Origin of the sequence: Treponema primitia ZAS-2 (genome assembly GCF_000214375.1) — a bacterium.
GTDB classification, from domain to species: Bacteria; Spirochaetota; Spirochaetia; order Treponematales; family Breznakiellaceae; genus Termitinema; species Termitinema primitia.
In genome coordinates this window covers 1,684,757-1,705,015 of the sequence record NC_015578.1, presented here as the reverse complement: position 1 = coordinate 1,705,015, position 20,259 = coordinate 1,684,757, and the positions used below count along the sequence as shown (strand labels likewise).

Sequence of the window (20,259 nt, the reverse complement as noted above, 5' to 3'; positions counted from 1 at the left end):
CGTTCCTGCTACCCTACACCCTACACCTTATACACTATTTCGAAAGCAGTATATCCCCCAGAACATTCTCCAGGTATTCCTGTTTGCCGCTGGTCCAGCCTGATTTATCGTAGTTCTTCGCCAGAGCAGCAAGGCTATCCAGGGTAAAACCACCCTTTTCAAACTTCGCACCGTCACCGGAATCGAAGGAAGCATAGCGGGCCTTGAGCAAATCTGGGATGCGCCCGTCGTCAAGAACCGCCACAGCCTTTTCAAAGCCGTAGGCAAAGGTATCCATGCCGCCTATGTGGGCAATAAACAGATCTGCCGGATCAACCGAATTGCGCCGTATCTTGGCGTCAAAGTTAAGCCCACCGGTTTTGAATCCACCCATGCGGAGTACAGCAAGCATGGCCAAACTGGTCTCATAAACGCTGTTGGGGAACTGATCCGTGTCCCAGCCATTACGGGGCTCACCCCGGTTTGCATCCACCGAGCCGAGCATATCGTTATCCACACAAACAGAAAGTTCATGGTAGAAATCATGCCCTGCAAGTTCTGCATGGTTTGCCTCAATGTTCAGTTTGAAATCCTTTTCAAGGCCGTGGGCTTTGAGGAAGCCAATGACGGTTTCGGAGTCAAAATCGTATTGGTGTTTGGTGGGCTCCATAGGTTTCGGCTCAATATAGAAACAACCCTTGAATCCCTGTTTACGGGCATAGTCCCGGGCTATGGTCAGAAGCACTGCGAGGTGCTCCTTCTCACGTTTCATGTCCGTGTTGAGCAGGGACATATAGCCTTCCCGGCCTCCCCAGAAGGTGTACCCTTCTCCGCCCAGTTTTATGGTACCATCGATGGCGTTTTTCACCTGATTGGCCGCATGGGTAACCACGGCAAATTCAGGATTGGTTGCCGCACCGTTCATAAAACGGGGATTGGAAAACACATTAGCGGTTCCCCAGAGTAGTTTTACCCCAGTGGCGTCCTGCCGTTTCTTAAGTTCATCCACAATGATGCTGAGATTTTTTGCAGAATCTTCCGGGTCTTTTCCTTCCGGCGCAATATCCCGGTCATGCCAGCAGTAATAAGGAGCGTTGATCTTGGTAAAAAATTCAAAGGCCGCGTCAGCTTTGTTTTTTGCGTTTTCCATGGGGTCAGCAGAACTATTCCAGGGAAAGATGTGGGTTCCCACACCAAATGGGTCCGCACCATCTGCACAGAAACTATGCCAATAGGCGATAGCAAATCTGAGCCAGTCCCGCAGCTTTTTGCCCCGTATCGTTTTTTCAGCGTCATAATACTTGAACGCCAGAGGGTTTTTGGACCCACTTCCTTCATAGGGAATTTTTCCTATTCCGGGGAAAAATTCTTTGTTACCGATAAAATAATTTGCCATACTTCGCTCCTCTTACTACATATTTGTAAAGCGGGCGCCGATCTAAACAAAGATCGGGCTTAACGCTTTAAGGTACTTATTGTATTCAGCATAAGCCTTGTTATAAGCGGCGACAGTTATACTATCGGGCTTAATACTTTCGGCCTCGCTGATATCAACATGCTCATCGGTTAGAAACGCTATATCAACCCCCTTTCCTTCTTTTTTAAGAAGGCACCAGAGAGCCTGAATAGCCCCGCCCATGGCGGCTGATTCTGCATTGACCGGCCGCTTTACAGGTATATTCATGATATCCGCAGCCATCTGCCGCCACACGGAACTTTTGCTCCCCCCTCCGGTTATCCGGATCTCCTGAGGACGGAATCCAAGCCCCTGAAAGGCCTCAAGTCCGCAGCGCATACCAAAAATTGCCGCTTCCAGGGCGGAACGGGCTATGTTTTCCCGGGTAAAGTTAGTAGCGGTAATGCCGCAGATATCGGCTCGTCCGTTGGGAAGGTTCGGGGTCCGCTCCCCGTTAAAAAAAGGCAAAAAAACTATTCCTTCCGCCCCGGGTTTTGATTTTTCCGCCAGAGCGTCAAGCTCCCGGACATCCAAATTGAAAAGACGCCTAACTTCTTCGGTAGCAACTGTGCAATTCATGGTGCAAAGGAGCGGGAGGTAACCACCGGTGGATGAATTGAAACCCGAAAGCCCGTTTTTGGGATCCGCGATGGGGGTTTGGGAATAGCCGTACAGGGTCCCGGAGGTGCCCAGGCTCATGGAAAGAAAACCGTCACGGACTGTGCCGGTACCTATGGCGCTCATCATATTGTCCCCGCCCCCTGAGGAAACAGGAATGCCCCGGGGTATGCCAAACCGTTCCGCCGCAGCGGCATTGACGAACCCGTTAGGTTCATCGGAACTGATAAGGGGCGGCAGCAGACCGATGATCCGCTCATCGATGATGGAGCATATTTTCTGTGACCAGCACCGCTTGGCGCCGTTAAACAGGGCCATCCCGGAAGCATCCCCGCACTCCGCCTTGTACTCCCCTGTAAAACGGTAATTAAGGTAATCGTGGGGGAGCATAATATAGCGCAGCTTTGCAAAGGCTTCGGGTTTATGCCGTTTAAGCCAGAGTATCTTGGGTGCAGTAAAGCCCGGCAGCATAAGGTTACAGACTTCGGCGATCACCGCATCATCCCCCCCGGCAGCTTCGGTGATAATCCGGCATTCTTCAGCTGTGGAGGTATCGTTCCAGAGTTTTACATTGTATAGGGCTTTTCCATCCGCATCCAGGGGTACAAAGCCATGCTGGTGCCCCGAAACGCCTATGGCAGCAATACTGTTTTTTTCTTCTACAGAAAAAGCGGAGAAACATTTTTCAAGAACCGCATCGTACCACTCGGTTTTCTGCTCCCGGGTGCCATCGTCCAAGGCGATCAGGTCCACCGGCTCATGGCTTGAAGCGATGATGCGTTTTGCATTCCAGTCGTACAAAACAACTTTGATACTCTGGGTACCCATGTCAATACCCGCGACTGTCCTCATCATTATCACCCCCTTATTTTCTCCAGTAAAAAGCCCCGTAGCCTACAAAAGAATCGGGGACCTCGATGCGGGAAGCTTCGCTATCCACTACTTGCAACGAAGTTCCCCGCGCTACTTGCAACGCCGGCTTTAGCCAGAGAGTCCCCCGCGCATCGGCGCTGGTACCGTAGGCCAGCAATTCACCCTTAGGGGCACCGCTTTCCCCGGCAAAGCCTATGGCCCCCAGGACCGCACCGGCTGAACAGGCGGAACGCTCCTCTTCGGCCCTTTCCAGGACGGCCCGGGGATCCCCGGATAAAACCGCCTCAATAAAGCGCCGGTCATTGACACCCCTGACCCAAGCCAGGGCCTGTTCCCCTTTGCCCCGGGGGCTGAATTCATAATTTTCCCCATAATGGGTCAGGTCCGTGGAACCTAGCACCGCCACCCGCCGCCCGATCTTTTTGGCTATCCGGGCAATCTCCCGACCCGCCTCAAGGGAAGCCGCCTCAGCCGGGAGCCTGAGCCAAAGCGCCTGGGCCCGGGGGAAAAAATAGTGAACCATGGGAAGCAGGACCTCCACGGTATTATCCGTGTAGCGGTCCCCCCGGCAATCCAGGGCCCGGCCCAAGGCAAGGGCGAATTCCCGGTCCACAGGCAGTTCCCCCAGGGGCGTCTCCAGGGCGTCCTCTTGGGCTATAAGGGGGGGCATACCAGCGGGAAGGTGGCCTCCGATGATGGCCACAGTTTCCGCATCCCTATCCAGGGACAAAACTGCCCTGGCCGCAATGGCCCCTGAATAGAACCAACCCGCGTGGGGGGCCACCGCCGCCGGAGCAGAGGGATAATGCTCCCCATCCAGGGAAATTCCCCCTAAAAAATCTGCCACCCCAGAGGCGGAAAAGGGATACCAGCCCGCCTGAAGGCGTTGTTTTCTCAAAGTCATACGTTTATTCTATACCATTCTAGCATGTTATAAAAAAAACGTATATAATAATTTTATGCGGATAAAAGTAACTTCTATTATTGCGGTGATAAGCATCGCAGCCTATGCGGCGGCTATCGGAACCGGCGTTATCCGGATCTTTGCCAGTATCAACGAACGCCGGGTGGTGGCCCAGCGGGAATTCTACGATCTGGCGGATATCGCCTCTTCGGCAGGGGCACTGGGATTTATGGAGGAGCCCTTTATTGAGGCGGTTCGGGACACGGTTGCAGGATCCGAAACCCTCCTGGGTGTCATCATTACCGGCCCCTATGGGGTTGAATATACCTATGAACGGGAAAATAGCACTGTTATTACCTGGGTGGGGGATAGCCCCCGGTTCATTTCCCGATTTGGCGTTTCCCGGGAGCCCCATTTTTCCCCTCTCAGGATGGGTTTTCGGAACGCCAACATTTCTGCGGTCACCACGGAGATCAATTACCCGATTTTCACGAATATCCTGAAACAGTCACTGCTCATGATCTTTGCAGCCCTGGTCTTATCCGGGCTTTCCCTGTTAATCTATTCACTGAGAATAAAAAAACAGCCAGCCATGGTGGACCGCAAGATGCAGGAAGCCTACGCTCCTGCGGAAAAGGAACCTGCCTCTTCAAGAACCGGATCGGCCTCCAAAAAAGCCGGGCCGCCACCGGAACAGGGCGGCCCCCAGCCGGAACCGGCGCGAAGCGCAGCGGGAAAGGAAGAGGACGCCAAGGGTCGGCTGGAAGAGGAACTGCGGCGCTGCTCCTCCACCGCTGAGGATCTGACCTTTGTGCTTCTGGAGCTGAGCCTCACCGCCGGTTTCAGTGTAGGAGACGATGACCAGGTATACCGGAAATTCGCCGGCCTGGTGATCCAGTTTTTTAATAACCCGGGCCTGAATTTTGAATGGGGCACCCGGGGGATAGCGGTGATCCTGCCCAATGTCAGCCTTGAGGACGGCTTTGCCAGAGCCGACAAATTTCACAAACAGATTCTGAGCGGCCTGCCGGCGATATTCCCCCACAGGAATGACCTGCGCATAGGCCTGGCTGCCCGGACAGGACGGGCTTTAGCGGCTGACCGGCTCATCCTTGAGGCTTCCAAAGCCCTGGAAAGGACACAAACCGAGCCTGATTCCCCGATAGTGGCTTTCAAGAGCGATCCTGAAAAATACCGGGCTTATATCAAAAGCCGGGGGAAGAAGGCTTAGGCTATTCCTGTTTCACAAAGTAAGCGCTATCCCGGAAGAGCCTGGTCACGGTCCAGTCCGCCAAAGTATACACATAGCTTGACCCGGAAGCCGCAGCGGCCCGGCGTTTCTCCTCGCCGGCGTCCGGAAGGGACCCGACGCTGAGGGTCAGGGTTGAGCGGTTGCCCAGTTCCAGGGTAATGCGGCCCTCGTTTAAGGAAGCCGACGCAGCTTTCAGGTTCGGCACAAAATTCTCTCCCTCAGCCTCCAGGACGCCCCTGATATAGGACTCCACTTTCTGGGTATCCACCGTGCCGTCTTCCAGCCCCGCTATGCTCCAGCCACCGCCGTTCCGGGTAATCACCAGGGATGGGCCCTGTTCGCCGGTTTCATCCGATGGCAGGGGGATAAGGGTCAGGCGCTGCACCAGGGACTGATCGATGGTGGGGAAAATCCTGAGATTGTACCAGGAACTTCCCACGCCGTTGATGTAAGTGGAAAGGGTGTCCTGCCCGGATCGGACCTCGTTCTGGCCGTTCTTCCGCAGATAGACTTCCATCCCCGAAGCGTCCCTGCCTCCTATGAGCAGATCCAGCAGGGGGAGCCCTGCCCCGCCTTTGACCAGGATGCGGGCGGCGCTGTTTTCGGCGACCCCCATGGGGCCATGGGACGCCGGGGCAGAACCGCGCACCGGGTAGGCGGCGCGAACGCTCAGGGCACGGAGGAGATCATCCACCCGGGAGCTTTTTGCGGGGAATTCTTCGTCTCCAAGCAGGGCAAACCAGTCATTTCCCCGGCGGGCCAGGCGCTGGGGATTGGCCCAGTCGCCGGGCCGGGACAGTTCTATACTGTCCGCCTGATCCCGGAATTTAGGATCCAGCCAAAGGAACGCAGCGTTCCGGGAATTCACCCGCTCGGGATCAAAGAACAGGGTGAGCGCATAGACCAGGGCTAAAAAGCCTACCAAAGTAGTAAGCAGTAAAACTTTCTTTTTATACAGCATCGGGAGTTTCCTTTCCTTTCACGTTAGCGGCCCTGAGGGAGCGGCGCCGCTGTATCGAACGGAAAATCCCCAGGGCAATTACCGCCAGGGGGATGAACACAACATTAAAATACCGGGCAAAGGCCATGGCCTTAACCCGCGCGCTCTGATCCGTAATTTTGTCCAGCCGCCCGGACTGGGGGAGCCGGTTCCGTATGCCGATGATATCATCGTCGTTCCCCAGCCAGTCCGCAGCCTTGATGAGCAGGTCAAAATTCCGGTCGCTCCGGGTATACTGGATCAGGGTGGTGGCCAAGTCCGAATCGCCTATAACGATGATCCGGGATTCCTTAGCCTCCGAAGGCATATCGGGCAGCTCCTCTTCGGAGCCTTCCCGTACCGGCTTTGGTACCCCGGCAAACCAGCTGGGGAATTTTCCCGAAAGACTAGCCCCCAGTATCTTGGGGCCCCGGGTTTCTGCGGCTTCCTGCTGGAAGAGGTAGGACATTTCCGGGTTGGCGCTATAGTTCTTCGTCTGGGACCAGGCATCGGCGGTGGTGTAGAACAGGGGAACCGCATCCACACCCTCAGGGGGGGTCAGTTCCAGGGGGCTCGCCCAGTAGACATCCAGCCCACCAAAGGTGGCGGTAACCGGGTGGTCGGGATTACCATTCTGGTTCAGGATGCCTATCCACAGGGGATAGCGGATGATCCGGTACACCCGGGAACCCGAGGGGTCCACGGACTGGTAGGAGAGGCTCAGGGCGGATACATCCATGGCCAGTTCGGATTTTACCGTGGCGCCGTAGAAGGACACCATGGCCTGAAGCCCCTTGTCGATCATCACCCGGCTTTCAAGGCCCCCGTTCTGATCCACAAAGACCCCTTCCAGGGCAAAGAGGACCTTGCCCCCCCCCTGGATATACCGATCAATGCGGTACAGGGCCCAGTCGTCCAGGTCCTCCACCCCGCCCAGCACGAAGAGCACTGGCAGGGAATCGGGGATCTCCTCCCCGGCATTGAAAACCCGCACCCTGAACCCCGACTGGGCAAAGGCCTGGTTCGCGATGGCGTACTCCCGGGACCACTGGCGGCCAGAATCGCCCACCAGGAAACCCGCTTCTCGCTCGGTGCCCCGCACCAGGGTCCGTATCCGGGAAGTTAAATCGTATTCCAGGGTGCCCAGGTTAAAGGCAAAGGGGATCACATCCACCTGATCCAGGTATTCGATGAGTATCCCCGAATAGACCACGGCGATATTTGCCTGATCCTGCTCCACGATTTCCATTTGCTGGGAGATGATCCCCAGGGCTTCCACTTCCCGGTTCAGCCCCGCCTTCACGGGGTCCCGCACGGTGAGCCGTATCTTGCCCCGGGAATAGGCAGCGTATTCCCGCAGGAGATCCTCTATTTCCCCAGGCACCGGATGCACCGAGGCCAGTTTGTCCGAAAGGTAATAGGTAATGCGGACCTGATCGGGTATCTCGGTATGAAGATTCCGGGAAACCGCAGAAATAGTGTAGGCCTTATTCGCCGTTAAATCCAGGCGGAACCATAAACGCCGGCTGATTAGTATTACTAACACCATGGCAATAACAGAAAGAATTGTAATAAGGGTAAGCTGTTTTTTTGTCATCACCTACCTCCACTTCCGGTACAGGATAACCCGGGTATTGAGAAAGAGGAACAGTACCGTGGCTGTGATAAAGAAGGCCAGATCTCGGGAATCGATGAGGCCCTTGGAAAAGCTTTCAAAGTGAAAGGCCAGGGAAATAAAGTTAATCCCCTCCGCAAGCCAAGGGGGCAGGTCAAAGCTCTGGGTAATCTGCTGGATCAGCATGACCGCCATGAGAGCCACCGCCCCGCCCAGGAATGCCCCGGCCTGGTTCTTGGAAAGGGAGGAGAGGAGCAGCCCCAATGCGGTGGCTGCAGATGCCAGGAGCAGGCTCCCTATGTACTCCCCGAAAATCACCCCCCCATCAAAGCGGCCCAGGGGAAGCAGGCTCAGGGGAACAGGAATGGTGAGGACTATGATGAAGGCCATTACCGCAAGGGAGGAAATAAATTTCCCCAGCACCAGTTCCCATTCCGAAAAGGGCATGGTCAGGAGCAGTTCCACGCTCCCCAGCTTCCGTTCCTCCGCCCAGCTTTTCATGGTGATCACCGGAATGACCAGGATAAAGGCCAGGGGAAAGGCGGCGAAATACACCCGCAGGGAAGCCATATCCATGGCAAAGTAGCGCTGGATATAAAAAAGCCAGATCGAGGTAAAGAGCAGGAAAAATACCGCTATCCCGTAAAATGCCGGGGAATTGCAGTGGGAGTAGAGTTCCTTCCGGGCCAGGGCCAGCGCCCTTTGGGATATAATCTTCATGATTTGACCCCCGTACTATCAGTCTTACTGTTATGCGCAGTATTACTAACTTCATTGGTAAGTTTTACAAATATATCCTCCAGGCTCAGCCGTTTCCGGTTCATCCTGAGGATCTTGAATCCCTGGGACACCGCCCAATCAAAGATACGCTCCCCCTCATCGCCCCCTGAGGAAGCAGGGTTTTCCGGGCCGGCTTCTTCTTTCGGAATAGCGGAGGATTGCAGGAAAAAGGAGATATCCACCGTGCCATCCTCCCGGCTTTCTAGGGCCGGTTTCGCTTCCCGGTCCAGGAGGCTGAACTTCTCCGGGAGGCTCCCGATTTCCGCCCCCTTCAGGGTCAGCTCCCAGGTATCACCGCCCTTCATGGTGCCGGCGATTTCCTCGGGGCTCCCTTGCGCAGCGATCCTGCCTTCGTTGATGATCAGCACTTGGGAACAAACCGCTTCCACTTCCTGGAGTATGTGGGTTGACAGTATTACTGTTTTGCTTTTCCCCAGGGTTTTTATGAGGCTGCGGATTTCGATAATCTGGTTCGGGTCCAGCCCTGAGGTAGGCTCGTCCAGGATCAGGATGGGCGGATCGTGGATGATAGCCTGGGCAAGCCCCACCCGCTGCTTATAACCCTTGGAAAGCTCTTCGATGCGTTTGGACCGGACATGCTGGAGCCCGCAGGCGTCCAGGGTGTTTTCTAGCCGCTGTTTCCGCTCTTCCTTGGGGATGAGCCGGGCCTGGGCGATAAAGTCCAGGTACTCCGTGGGGGTCAAATCCCCGTAGAGGGGCACGCTTTCCGGGAGGTAGCCTATACGCTTTTTTACCTCCACCGGATCATCTTCCACGGAAATCCCGTCCACCAGGGCTTTGCCCCCGGACGGAAAATGGTAACCCGTGAGGATCTTCATGATGGTAGTTTTCCCCGCCCCGTTGGGGCCGAGAAATCCGAGGACCTGGTCTTTGCCTACTGAAAAGGAAACATCCTTTACCGCTTCGACCGGGCCGTACCGTTTTGTGAGTCCATGCACTTCAATCATGGGGCCAAGTCTCCTTAGTTAATCGATATATTCAATTGGATATACCATCCTGTCCCGGGTCAGGATAGTCCCGGGAAATATATTCTGGGCTTCCTTGAGAAGCTGTTTCAGATCGTAGTCCGTGTAGCGGGGGCTGTAATGGATCAGGGCCATCTTTTTAACCTCCGCCGCCTTTGCTAGGTAGGCGGCCTGTTCGGCGGTCATGTGCTTTTTCTCCCGGGCGCTCTCTTCCAGGGCCCGCTCAAACATCCCCTCGCAGACAAAAAAGTCCGACCCGTGCACCTCATCGGCGATTTCCGGGAAGGCCAGGGAATCGGTGACAAAGGAAAATTTCCGCCCGGACCGGGTTTCCCCCAGCACATCCTCAGGCCGCACTTCCCTGCCGTCCGCGGCAGTCACGGTCTCCCCGGACTGGAGCCGGGACCACAGGGGCCCCCGGGGCACCCCCAGGGCATCCGCCTTTTCCGGGTGAAAAATGCCGGGGCGCCGGTCTTCCTCAAGCACATAGCCCAGACAGGGCTTGGTATGTCGCAGGTTAAATGCCCGGACATGGAAACCATCGCCCTGATAGACAATGCCCGGCTCGGTAATTTCCTTTACCACGATTTCATAGTTGATATACATATCCAGCACCCGGCGGCTGGTCTCGATATATTCGGCAATCCGGGGGGGGCCGATAATGTAGAGCGGGTCGTCCCGGTCCACCTGGGAGGAGAGCATGAGCAGCCCTGGAATACCTGTCACATGGTCCGCGTGGGTATGGCTGACAAATATGACGGATATCTTCTTCCACCGGAGGTTGAGCCTCTTCAGGGAAACCTGGGTCCCCTCCCCCCCGTCAAACAGGAAGAGCTCCCCCTCGCGGCGCAACAGCACAGATGTAAGATGACGGTTCGGCAAGGGCATCATGCCGCCGGAACCGAGGATAAAGGCTTCAAGGTTCATTAGGGAAGAGTATACTAAAATACGGGGAAAAATGCAATGTGCGGGGCTTGGCGCGGGAGATACAAATTTAACCACCGAGCAAAGGGACTAAATACTGAAGAAGAAAATATCCCTAAGCCTGTTCGTCCAGGGCTTCGTCAAAGACGGGGATCTGCCCGGCATTGCCTGCGCCCCGTATGGTGTCTAAATCGCTATAAAGGGTAAATTTGCTTATCCCCAGGACTTTGCATATTTTAACGCTGGATTTGGATATCTGAAACGCACCCTTTTGATCGAGGTAGGATAAAAAGCTTATCCGTTCGTCCTTGTTCATCGTTTTAGGGTCCTTGCCCATGAGTTGTTGTGCCTGCTGCACCATATAGTCCAAAAGCGTGTTGACATCCTGGGCAAAAAATTCACCCTGCCCCGCTTCAAAATGATTATACTTGCGCAAAAAGCCTTCGAATTGTATGGACTCCGTAATGTCCAGGTTGATACAGATTGAAGCAATGATCTTACCATCATCATTTTTTACATATATAGAAGAGGACCGCAGGATTTTACCGTCCGGAGTTGTGGTGACATAGTTGAAACGGTCCCCACCTTCTACGCTGCCATTGAGCACTTCGAGGCCCAAATTACTGCCGCATCCGCCGATTTTCCGATTGGTCACCCCACCGTTACGGATGTCCACAATGGTATGGTTGTAATCCCGGGTCAGGTCGTGGAGGACCACCTCGCAACGGTCGCCGAACTGTGCGGAAATGAGGGTTAAGAGCTGTTTTAAAAAGGGTTGTTCATCTTCCAGGCTGTTCATTGTGCATCTCCCTACTGCCTGTTACGATAAACGCAGGAAAAGAGGGGTGTCAAGTAGGTTTTTTACGATCCTATCAATAACCTAAAAATTAGTTTGAAAATGATCAAAAAAGTAGGAAGAAATCTAACAAAGTATAATAAATTAGCAAAAAACCGTTTTTTTTGTCCGAATCATTGACAATTGACAAACTGCATGGTAAAATTTTCTTATCATTATGGAGGAGAAATTATGAAGAAATGGCATTTTTCGGCATTCTGTATTTTGGCGATTGCGGGCCTTCTTGTCGCCTGCAATGCTTCTAAACCCGCCAGCGGGGAACGTAAAGTTGTGACCGTATGGTATGGGAATACCGGCGACGAGGCCCTGGTCTATGAAGAGGCCATCGCTGCGTACAACACTTCCCAGACTAAATACGAGGCCCGGGGCTTAAGCGTCAACGATCAGCAAAAAATCATTGTTGCCATTGCCAGCAACGAACCACCGGATGTTATCAAGGGTTCCAATTCCGCTGTGATTGCTTTTCAGGCCAACCGCCTCCTTGAGAACCTGCAGCCCTATGCGGAGCGGGATAAGCTTGATTTGGGTATTTATTCAAACCAGGCGCTTGCGGCCAATACGATAGACGGTGGGCTCTTTGCGCTTCCTGTGGACGGCTATGTTATTCAGATGTTCTATAATAAGGACATCCTGGCTGCGGCGGGTTATTCCGAGCCCCCTAAAACAGTGGAAGAAATGTATGAGATGGCGGTTAAGGCCACAAAACTGGACGCCAGCGGCAATATTGATGTCCTGGGCTATCCCCTTTTCCCCCTGGCCTCGGCCCGACAGGAATTGATCTATGGTTTCGGCGGACGCTGGTGGGCGGCGGATAACAAGACCCTCACCCCCCAGTCGGCAGGCGCCATTGAGAGCCTTACATACAATCAGCGGTACCGCAATTTATACGGCATCACCAAGGTCCAGTCTTTTATAGGAACCGCCAATACCAACCGGTATACCGAACAGGATATGTTCTTTGCGGGAAAACAGCTTTTCCGTTTGGACGGCGCCTGGCTGCCGACGATGATGAAAAATTTCAACTCCACGGTAAACTGGGGCCTTACCCTGGTCCCGGGAACTAAGGCCCATCCTGAACTGCGGGGCTCAAGCCGCTATGAAACCGACTCTGCGTCGATTCCCATTACGGCGACCAATAAAGACGGCGGCTGGGATTTTATCAAATGGCTTTCCGGCTATGAGGGTGCAAAAATAATCTGCGCCGGTACCGGGGTTCTCCCGGCCTTAAAAGCCCTCTACAACGATCCTGCAATTCTTGCCATGCCCGGCTTCCCCGAATTTATCGAGGCTCTGAGCCAGGAAAAGGGCATACAGTACGCCCAGATCGGTGATCTGAACAAATATATTTCACTGTTAAATGAATATCTTGATTATGTGTACGCAGGCCAGATGACCCCCGAAGCAGCTTTGGCAGCTTTGGCGGATCAGGCAAAGTCCCTGCAATAGTCCGGTTTCCATAGGCTCACCCCGCAGACTGAGTCTGCAGGGCGAGCTTGGGGCTGCAATACGTAAAACGTGAGGTCACCATGCAAAAAATCCTATTGTCAAATTCTGCACGGAATACACGAAATGGGTTTTTATTTGCCCTCCCGTGGATAATCGGTTTTATCTGCTTAAGTATCTATCCCCTGGCCGCTTCCTTTTATTATGGCTTTACCGAGTTTAATCCCGTTACGGCGCCCAAGTGGGTAGGGTTGGCAAATTACACTGCGGTGCTCAATGATAAGCTGGTTTATAAAAGCCTCATGAATACCCTCTTTATGGCTTTTGTATCTACCCCGGTCAATCTGCTTGTAGCATTGCTGTTGGCCACGGTGGTCACGAGAAAGTTTCGCCAGCGGGGCTTTGTACGAACCATCTTTTTCTTACCCTGTATTATCCCCACCATTGCGGCAACCATGGTTTGGATTTGGATGTTCGACGCCTCCTATGGGTATATAAACAATGTCCTCGGCTGGTTCGGTATCCATGGGCCCGCATGGCTTATGGATATGCGGTATACCAAACCGGCCCTGCTGCTCATGGGTTCCTGGTCCACCGGGACCGCCATGCTGGTCTGTATGGCGGCGCTGGAAGAAGTTCCCATCAGTTATTATGAATCGGCGGAGATTGACGGCGTTGGTCCCCTATCCAGGTTTTTTCACATTACCCTGCCGTCCATAGCCCATGTACTCGTCTATCAGGCTATTCTCAATTTTATCAACGCCTTTCAGTATTTTCAGCAGGTATATATTATCACCAACGCCAGTACCGGTGCTGGCGCCGGGGCGGGTTATGCATCAGGCGGTCCGGGTAACTCCATACTGATGTATCCCCTCTATATTTTCCATAACGCCTTTTCGTTTCTTAAAATGGGCAGAGCCTCTGCGATGGCATGGCTGCTCTTCATAGTAGTATCCCTGCTCACCATGGTTATGATTAAAGTAACCAAAAGGGCGACGCAAAACGCGGGGGTGGAATAAAATGAAAAAAGGTCGGCTGTTTAACAAGGGATTCCTTAAAAAGAAAATCACCGCCGTCATTTTTTTTGCGGTAGTGGTAGTTCTCTGCATTATCTTTTTTTCGCCCTTTCTTATCATGCTGACCACTGCTTTTAAAACCAACAAGGATGCGTTTACCCTGCCGGTACAGCTCCTGCCCAGAAAGCTGGTGTTTCAAAATTTTCCTAAGGCGATTCAAACCATACCCTATTGGAAGTACATGGGTAACACTGTCTTTATAACCCTGTTCTCCGTGCTGGGGCAGCTTATTGTTACTCCCATGGTGGCCTATTCCCTGGCAAAAATAAAATGGCGGGGCAGTAAAATTATTTCCGGTCTTTTACTGGCCACCATGATGATCCCCTTTACGGTGACCATGATACCCCTTTACCGGATCTATTCGAAACTGCATCTTACCAATACCTATGTTCCCCTGATACTTCCCAATTTTTTTGGCAAGGCCTTTTACATCATCGTTGTACGCCAATTTTTTGCCGGGGTGCCCAATTCGATTATGGAAGCCTCCCGTATTGACGGGGCCAATGAGCTGCAGCGCTATGTCTTTATCGCCCTGCCGCTCTGCAGGCCGGCCCTGGTTACCGTGGGGATCTACGCCTTTTTGGACGCCTGGAGCGATTATTTGGCCCCCCTTATCTACATCAGCAACCCGTCAAAACTAACCCTTTCTTTGGGGCTGCAGCAATTTTTAAGCCAATATACCGTTGACTGGTCCCTGCTCATGGCAGCATCCCTGATCTTTGTAATTCCGGTGATTGTGTTTTTTCTTTTCTTCCAACGGTATTTTGTACAGGGAATCGCTACCAGCGGTTTAAAGGCATAACACATGGAGACCCTTACCCAAGCCCAGCTCGAAACTCCCTGCCTTGTAATAAACATGGAACAGGTCCGGGAAAATATTACGGCCATGCAAAAAATCGCCGATACCGCGGGATGTCGGCTGCGGCCCCATGTTAAAACCCATAAAATGCCCCTCTTTGCCCGTATGCAGGTCGAGGCGGGCGCCTCAGGAATATGCTGCGCCAAGGTGAGCGAGGCGGAGGTCATGGCTGACGGAGGCCTACAGGATATCTTTATCGCCTACCCCCTGGTAGGGGACTTTCGCATCCAGCGGGCCCTGATCCTGGCCCGACGGATTACCCGGCTGATTCTGGCGGTGGACAGCCTGCAAGGCGCCCTTGCCCTCAGCCAGGCCGCAGTCAAGGCCGGACAGGAACTGGAAGTACGGCTTGAAATTGATACCGGGGCAAAGCGGACCGGGATACCCCTGGAAGAAGCTTCCCTGCTTGCGGAGGCGGTATATAAAATGCCGGGGCTCCGGCTTACGGGAATTTATACGTTTAAAGGCCTCAATTATCAGGGGACGCCGACGGAGGAAAATGAGCTGGCAGCTCAGGAAGAGAGCAGCCTCATGGAAAGGGCTGCTAAAAAGATAGAAGCTTTGGGAATAAAACTCCCGGATATTTCAGGGGGTTCTTCTCCCACCGGAGCAGCGGTGGCCCGGCTCGGCAAGATAAATGAAATACGTCCGGGCACCTACATCTTTAAGGACCTTATGCTCTGCAGTGAAAAGGTCGCCCAACCATCCGAGATAGCGGTACGCTATGTTGCAACGGTGGTAAGCTGTCCCCGGGAAGATTATGCGGTTATTGACGGCGGGACCAAATGCTTTCCCACCGATGTGGTCCTGCATACGGCGCCCTTTCAGTATACCGCCTATGCCCGGGTAGAAGGCCGGGAGGATCTGCTCCTTGATCGTATGAATGAAGAACACGGCATTATTCGGTCTGTCAACGGAAAAACCCTGCTCTCGGTAGGACAGCGTATTACCCTGATTCCCCTGCATGTGTGTACCGCCATAAACATGCATAACCAGGTGTATTTGGAAGAGGCGGGAAAATTCCGCCTCCAGCGGGTAGAAGCCCGGGGCATGGTGGTGTAAATCCATGGGCCAGAATAAAATCCTAATCCGGGGCGGCCTCCTCTATGACGGTACCGGCGGCGAGCCCTTTACAGCGGATCTTTTGGTGGAGGGTAAAACCATTGCCCGCATGGGCCCTGATTTGCCGGATTCCGGCGCCCAGGTGATAGACGCCCGGGGGAAAGTGGTATGTCCAGGTTTTATTGATATCCACCGCCACTGTGATGCAGCGGTTTTTACGGACCAGGATTTTGGGCAGATTGAACTTGCCCAGGGGATTAGTACCACGGTGGTAGGAAACTGCGGTATGGCGCCCCTGCCAGTTGACCCCCGATGGAAAGAAGAAATGTACCGGTATATACGGCCGGTACTGGGGACTGTGCCCCATGGGCTGCCCCTTGCGGATTATGCAGCCTATACCGCAGGACTCAAACAGCTGCCCCTGCCCCTCAACATGGCTTTTCTTGCCGGCGCTGGGGCCATCGAAACGTCGCTGAAAGGGTTTTCCCGCGCTCCCCTCAGCGCAAAGGAACTGGAAAAGGCTAAAGCCTTTATTGCCCAGGCTATGGATGCCGGGGCCTTAGGGCTTTCCTTTGGCATCATGTACCAGCCTGAATATTTTTCGTCCCGGGAAGAGTTGGAAAGTCTTGCTCGGGAAGCAGGCAAACGGGGCGGCGTCTTATGCACCCACATCCGGGGCGAAGGGGACAGCCTGGCAGCCTCGGTGGAAGAGATGATACAAGTTGCCGGAAACGCTGAAATTCCGCTGAATATCAGCCATTTAAAAGCTACGGGTATACAGAACTGGGGCAAAACAATATTCAAAGCCATCGACTGTATCGAACAGGCCCGCGCCCGGGGGCAGCCTGTGGCAGCGGATTTTTATCCCTATACCGGAGGGTCCACCACCATACTGTCCCTTTTACCCCCAACAGTTCAGGCGGACAAACCCGAAGCGTTGCGGGCACAATTGACTGCTCCCGGGGGCAGGGATTTTTTAAAAGCAGAGCTGTATAAAAACCACCCCGGATGGGATAACATGGTTACCAGCATAGGCTGGGATCGGATCATCCTTAGTTCCCTCTCAGGGGGAAACCATGAACAGTATCTCGGTAAAACCATGGATGAGGCTGCTCGGAATGAAGGGTATGAAGATGCCGCTGATTTACTGGCCGATCTTTTGTTGGACCAAGAAACGGCAGGGATAATTGTTCTCAGCATGGACCAGGAGGATGTTGATACCATAGCCCGGCTGCCCTGGACCGTGGTGATATCCGATTCCCTCTATGGCGGAACCCCTCATCCCCACCCCCGGCTGACCGGCGCCTTTCCAAAACTTTTGAGAGAATACGTCCGGGAACGAAAAATTCTAAGCTTAAAGGAGGCAATACACAAGATGACCGGCCTCGCCGCGGATCGGGTGGGAATAAAAAACCGGGGAAGACTGGCCCCTGGCAATTATGCGGACATAGCAATTTTTAAACCTGAGTGTTTTACCGATCAGGGGGATTATCTTAACCCCCTACGGAAAGCAGCAGGTATGGATCTGGTAATGGTAAATGGAACTATAGCCTGGCGGCAGGACAAAACCGAAGAGTATTCGGGTTCAGTGCTCTCCCGCGGGGTTTAATCAAGCAATGAGAATAAAAATAATAAGGATGGATATATGGGTGTGTATGAACGGCTGAAAGAATTAAAGATTACTCTTCCCAAGGCACCGCCTAAAGGGGGAGTCTATGCACAGGTAAAACAATTTGGGTCGGGCCTGGTATATGTCTCAGGCTGCGGTCCCCTGCTGGATGTTCCTATTCAGGGTAAACTGGGCAGTGACTTTGATATTGCCCAGGGACAAATCTTTGCCCGTAACTGTATGTTAAATGTACTGGCAATCCTTGAGGCCAATATCGGCGATCTGGGTAAAATAAAAAACTGCGTAAAGATACTAACCATGGTGGCCGGAACCGATGATTTTTACAATCAGCCCGATGTAGCCAATGGCGGCACCCAGCTTTTGTCGGATCTTTTTGGCCCTGCCATAGGGCTGCCCGCCAGGTCTGCCATTGGCGTTAATGCGCTGCCGGGAAACATTCCGGTAGAAACCGAAGCCATCTTTGAAATAGAATTATAGGCGGCTGGTATGGATATTCAATTTGAAACAAAACTCAAGGAATCCCTGTATGTGCATTACCCCCTGGAGGCGGATGCTGAAAAAACCGTTGAATACCGGAGCCTGAAAAAACCGGTTCTGCACCGGATCAGCCTCTGGGACGGTACAGATCAAAAGCCCTGGACCTTTGATGGAGAAGGAACATTCCGGATTGGTGCCGATGGTACTCTGGCCCTCAAAACCGGCGCCCGCTCGGATCATTGGCCCGGAAAAGAAGTCCGGGCCATGGACGCTGCGGCGGGAGACTATGCCACCTTTGGTTCCTACATTGCCCGGCTTGATCTCCGAGGCCGGGACCTGAGCCGGGGCAACCGCATTTATTTTCAAATCCGTCCTGCCTGCCCGGGGCTGCACAGTCCCATTGTGCGGGTCGGCTTTGTAAACACGGGTAAAATAAAAATCCCCGATGTCTATTCCCGGGAAGGCTTTAACGCCATAAACCTTAAAAATTTTGAGTGGAATACCTGCGCATGGGAAATAGACACCATAGCCCACGACCGGATCGAAGAAATTTCTTTTGAGGTCCACCGCTACGGAAAGGAACTCAGTACGGGAGATGAACTTTTTTTTGAACTTCGGGATATTCAGTTTCAGGAAGTTCAATGCGATGTGGTTCATGGGTGGCAGTGCGCCGAAGAAACTGCGGTATTTTCGTCCTCCGGATATTTTTGCGGGGGCGCAAAAACCGCTGTTGCCCAAACAACGGCCGCCGATTTTACGGTATTTAACGGGGAGACTGAAAAACCCGTGTTTTCCGGTCCCATAGACAGAGTAGAAAATATCCATGGCGCCTTTGGGGTCATGGATTTTAGTTCCGTCGAAACTCCGGGGACTTACTATCTCTGTTTTGGCAATACCCGTACTGCATCCTTCCGCATCGGGGACACAGTCTTTGAAGATACTATTTGGAAGCTGATAAATTTTCTATACAGCGAACGGTGCGGTTATCCCGTATCAGGAAAGCACGGCGTCTGCCATGCCGATGTGGTGGCCAAACATGGGGGACTTACCCTGCCCTACCAGGGCGGCTGGCATGATGCCGCGGATGTATCCCAGCAGACGGTTCAAAGTGCAGAAATACTGCATGCCCTGCTGCAGACCGCCGAAGCGCTTAAAACAAAAAACAGTTTTCTGTATAACCGGCTCATGGAAGAAGCCAACTGGGGACTGGACTTTATCCTCAGGATGCGCTTTGGGGATGGCTACCGGGCCAGCAATGCGGGGATACGCCGCTGGACCGATGGCTTGATAGGAAACATGGATGACTGTGAGGCCGGGGTCCACAACCACTCTTTTGAAAATTTTATCATGTCCGCTGTAGAAGCGACGGCGGCGGCGGCCTTTGCCGAAAAAGACCAGCCCCTGTCCTGGAAATGTCTGGACGCTGCAAAAGAAGACTTTGCTTTTGCCATAAAGCGTTTTAACGAAATTGGCGTCGAAACGCCGATACCCCAGGAACACGCAGGATCTGCCGGACTTTCTCAATACTATGCCGCAGCGTGCTGGGCCGCCGCCCTACTGTTCCAAAATTCCGGGGACCCATCCTTTTTGGAACCCCTGCTTGGATTTGCCCGAAAGCTCCTGGACTGCCAGGAAACCGGAGAAGCCCAGGCGCCCCTGAAAGGATTTTTCTACCGGGATGAGACAAAAAAAACTATCGTTCATTTTTCTCACCAGGCCCGGGATCAGATCTTTGTACAGGCCCTGGCCGAAGCCTGTAAGGCCTTGCCGGATCATGAGGATAAAGCTCTCTGGGAAGCAGGCTTAAAGCTCTTTGGAAACTACCTTAAGGCATTGACCTCTTATACGGCCCCCTATGGCATGCTCCCTGCGGGTATACACAGGGCTGACGAAATAGACGACCGGGACGCCTTTGAGCGTGTCCATCCTCGGGTGGACTACGAAGGGGAGCGAAAAAATTATGCGGAGCAGCTTAAACAGGGAATACCCCTGGGGAAAGAGTACTGCATCCGGTGTTTCCCCGTATGGTTTTCATTTCGGGGAAATTCGGCTATTCATCTTTCCATGGGCAAGGCAGCATCTATTTTAGGGAACTATTTTAAAGACCATGCGCTGCTCAATATAGCCCGGGAGCAGTTGTATTGGACCCTGGGTAAAAATCCCTTTGGCCAATCCCTGATATACGGAGAGGGCAGTAATTTTGGGCAGCAATATACGGCCCTTTTGGGAGAAACTGTAGGAGAAATGCCCGTGGGAGTACAAACCCGGGGCAACGAAGACCTCCCCTATTGGCCCCAGGCAAACATCGCCACCTACCGGGAAGTCTGGACCACCCCTCCCGGCCGCTGGCTTTGGATCGCCGCAGACCTTCTAAGCTAAAGACATCATAAACCTTGCCGCCGCTTCCTAGGGCTAAATTCCTCATTCCCCATTGTAAACATTGCTTTTTCCGGGCATACTATACAGTAGGTTTATCCTAAGGAGAAATCA

General features: G+C 53.3%; 17 protein-coding genes. 8 read left to right on the top strand and 9 right to left on the bottom strand.

Annotation, left to right across the window (positions count from 1 at the left end; genetic code table 11):
- Positions 1–34: 34 nt before the first annotated feature.
- The 3 genes from xylA to amrB are packed head-to-tail and all read right to left on the bottom strand — an operon-like array spanning position 35 to position 3,830.
- The gene (gene xylA / locus TREPR_RS07595; protein WP_015707713.1) at positions 35–1,375 is read right to left on the bottom strand and encodes a xylose isomerase; all 1,341 of its coding nucleotides are present in this window, start codon (positions 1,373–1,375) and stop codon (positions 35–37) included.
- Between the two features lie 42 nt (positions 1,376–1,417).
- A complete protein-coding gene (xylB, locus tag TREPR_RS07590) occupies positions 1,418–2,908 on the bottom strand; it encodes a xylulokinase (RefSeq protein WP_015707712.1) in 1,491 nt (496 codons plus the stop codon).
- A 10-nt stretch (positions 2,909–2,918) separates the two neighbouring features.
- Entirely contained in the window at positions 2,919–3,830 is a 912-nt protein-coding gene (gene amrB, locus TREPR_RS07585) for an AmmeMemoRadiSam system protein B (protein WP_015707711.1), read from the bottom strand.
- A gap of 55 nt (positions 3,831–3,885) precedes the next feature.
- Between amrB and TREPR_RS07580 the strand changes: the two genes are divergently transcribed.
- Positions 3,886–5,061, top strand: a complete 1,176-nt coding sequence (locus TREPR_RS07580) for a nucleotidyl cyclase domain-containing protein (protein WP_015707710.1) — start codon at positions 3,886–3,888, stop codon at positions 5,059–5,061.
- A 1-nt stretch (position 5,062) separates the two neighbouring features.
- Here the strand turns inward: TREPR_RS07580 and TREPR_RS07575 are convergent, their stop codons facing one another.
- From TREPR_RS07575 to TREPR_RS07550, 6 genes are all read right to left on the bottom strand, one after another.
- Positions 5,063–6,043: a DUF4340 domain-containing protein gene (locus tag TREPR_RS07575; protein ID WP_015707709.1), complete on the bottom strand. Its 981-nt coding sequence runs from the start codon at positions 6,041–6,043 to the stop codon at positions 5,063–5,065.
- Entirely contained in the window at positions 6,033–7,658 is a 1,626-nt protein-coding gene (locus TREPR_RS07570; RefSeq protein WP_015707708.1) for a GldG family protein, read from the bottom strand. Before TREPR_RS07570 ends, TREPR_RS07575 begins: the two co-directional genes overlap by 11 nt.
- Before the next feature lie 3 nt (positions 7,659–7,661).
- Entirely contained in the window at positions 7,662–8,396 is a 735-nt protein-coding gene (locus TREPR_RS07565; RefSeq protein ID WP_015707707.1) for an ABC transporter permease, read from the bottom strand.
- Positions 8,393–9,424 carry an ABC transporter ATP-binding protein gene (locus TREPR_RS07560; RefSeq protein ID WP_015707706.1) on the bottom strand — a complete coding sequence of 344 codons (1,032 nt, stop codon included), beginning with the start codon at positions 9,422–9,424 and terminating at the stop codon, positions 8,393–8,395. Before TREPR_RS07560 ends, TREPR_RS07565 begins: the two co-directional genes overlap by 4 nt.
- Positions 9,425–9,442: 18 nt before the next feature.
- Positions 9,443–10,369 (bottom strand): ribonuclease Z, encoded by a 927-nt coding sequence (locus TREPR_RS07555; RefSeq protein ID WP_015707705.1) that lies wholly within the window; start codon positions 10,367–10,369, stop codon positions 9,443–9,445.
- Between the two features lie 112 nt (positions 10,370–10,481).
- Positions 10,482–11,165 (bottom strand): helix-turn-helix transcriptional regulator, encoded by a 684-nt coding sequence (locus TREPR_RS07550; RefSeq protein ID WP_015707704.1) that lies wholly within the window; start codon positions 11,163–11,165, stop codon positions 10,482–10,484.
- Positions 11,166–11,393: 228 nt separating this feature from the next.
- Between TREPR_RS07550 and TREPR_RS07545 the strand changes: the two genes are divergently transcribed.
- From TREPR_RS07545 to TREPR_RS07515, 7 genes are all read left to right on the top strand, one after another.
- Positions 11,394–12,668, top strand: coding sequence for an extracellular solute-binding protein (locus tag TREPR_RS07545; RefSeq protein WP_015707703.1), 1,275 nt, complete (start codon positions 11,394–11,396; stop codon positions 12,666–12,668).
- Between the two features lie 80 nt (positions 12,669–12,748).
- Positions 12,749–13,684, top strand: a complete 936-nt coding sequence (locus TREPR_RS07540) for a carbohydrate ABC transporter permease (protein WP_015707702.1) — start codon at positions 12,749–12,751, stop codon at positions 13,682–13,684.
- Between the two features lies 1 nt (position 13,685).
- Positions 13,686–14,543: a carbohydrate ABC transporter permease gene (locus TREPR_RS07535; RefSeq protein WP_015707701.1), complete on the top strand. Its 858-nt coding sequence runs from the start codon at positions 13,686–13,688 to the stop codon at positions 14,541–14,543.
- Between the two features lie 3 nt (positions 14,544–14,546).
- Positions 14,547–15,662 carry an alanine racemase gene (locus tag TREPR_RS07530; RefSeq protein WP_015707700.1) on the top strand — a complete coding sequence of 372 codons (1,116 nt, stop codon included), beginning with the start codon at positions 14,547–14,549 and terminating at the stop codon, positions 15,660–15,662.
- Positions 15,663–15,666: 4 nt separating this feature from the next.
- Positions 15,667–17,271, top strand: a complete 1,605-nt coding sequence (locus TREPR_RS07525; RefSeq protein ID WP_015707699.1) for an N-acyl-D-amino-acid deacylase family protein — start codon at positions 15,667–15,669, stop codon at positions 17,269–17,271.
- Between the two features lie 36 nt (positions 17,272–17,307).
- Complete coding sequence (locus TREPR_RS07520; RefSeq protein ID WP_015707698.1) at positions 17,308–17,769, top strand: RidA family protein; 462 nt, start codon at positions 17,308–17,310, stop codon at positions 17,767–17,769.
- A 9-nt stretch (positions 17,770–17,778) separates the two neighbouring features.
- Positions 17,779–20,148, top strand: coding sequence for a glycoside hydrolase family 9 protein (locus TREPR_RS07515; protein ID WP_015707697.1), 2,370 nt, complete (start codon positions 17,779–17,781; stop codon positions 20,146–20,148).
- Positions 20,149–20,259: the final 111 nt, after the last annotated feature.

Bases quoted from the DNA above. Each gene is read 5' to 3' on its own strand.
- xylA (WP_015707713.1), bottom strand. From the start codon at position 1,375: ATGGCAAATTATTTTATCGGTAACAAAGAATTTTTCCCCGGAATAGGA.
- xylB (WP_015707712.1), bottom strand. From the start codon at position 2,908: ATGATGAGGACAGTCGCGGGTATTGACATGGGTACCCAGAGTATCAAA.
- amrB (WP_015707711.1), bottom strand. From the start codon at position 3,830: ATGACTTTGAGAAAACAACGCCTTCAGGCGGGCTGGTATCCCTTTTCC.
- TREPR_RS07580 (WP_015707710.1), top strand. From the start codon at position 3,886: ATGCGGATAAAAGTAACTTCTATTATTGCGGTGATAAGCATCGCAGCC.
- TREPR_RS07575 (WP_015707709.1), bottom strand. From the start codon at position 6,043: ATGCTGTATAAAAAGAAAGTTTTACTGCTTACTACTTTGGTAGGCTTT.
- TREPR_RS07570 (WP_015707708.1), bottom strand. From the start codon at position 7,658: ATGACAAAAAAACAGCTTACCCTTATTACAATTCTTTCTGTTATTGCC.
- TREPR_RS07565 (WP_015707707.1), bottom strand. From the start codon at position 8,396: ATGAAGATTATATCCCAAAGGGCGCTGGCCCTGGCCCGGAAGGAACTC.
- TREPR_RS07560 (WP_015707706.1), bottom strand. From the start codon at position 9,424: ATGATTGAAGTGCATGGACTCACAAAACGGTACGGCCCGGTCGAAGCG.
- TREPR_RS07555 (WP_015707705.1), bottom strand. From the start codon at position 10,369: ATGAACCTTGAAGCCTTTATCCTCGGTTCCGGCGGCATGATGCCCTTG.
- TREPR_RS07550 (WP_015707704.1), bottom strand. From the start codon at position 11,165: ATGAACAGCCTGGAAGATGAACAACCCTTTTTAAAACAGCTCTTAACC.
- TREPR_RS07545 (WP_015707703.1), top strand. From the start codon at position 11,394: ATGAAGAAATGGCATTTTTCGGCATTCTGTATTTTGGCGATTGCGGGC.
- TREPR_RS07540 (WP_015707702.1), top strand. From the start codon at position 12,749: ATGCAAAAAATCCTATTGTCAAATTCTGCACGGAATACACGAAATGGG.
- TREPR_RS07535 (WP_015707701.1), top strand. From the start codon at position 13,686: ATGAAAAAAGGTCGGCTGTTTAACAAGGGATTCCTTAAAAAGAAAATC.
- TREPR_RS07530 (WP_015707700.1), top strand. From the start codon at position 14,547: ATGGAGACCCTTACCCAAGCCCAGCTCGAAACTCCCTGCCTTGTAATA.
- TREPR_RS07525 (WP_015707699.1), top strand. From the start codon at position 15,667: ATGGGCCAGAATAAAATCCTAATCCGGGGCGGCCTCCTCTATGACGGT.
- TREPR_RS07520 (WP_015707698.1), top strand. From the start codon at position 17,308: ATGGGTGTGTATGAACGGCTGAAAGAATTAAAGATTACTCTTCCCAAG.
- TREPR_RS07515 (WP_015707697.1), top strand. From the start codon at position 17,779: ATGGATATTCAATTTGAAACAAAACTCAAGGAATCCCTGTATGTGCAT.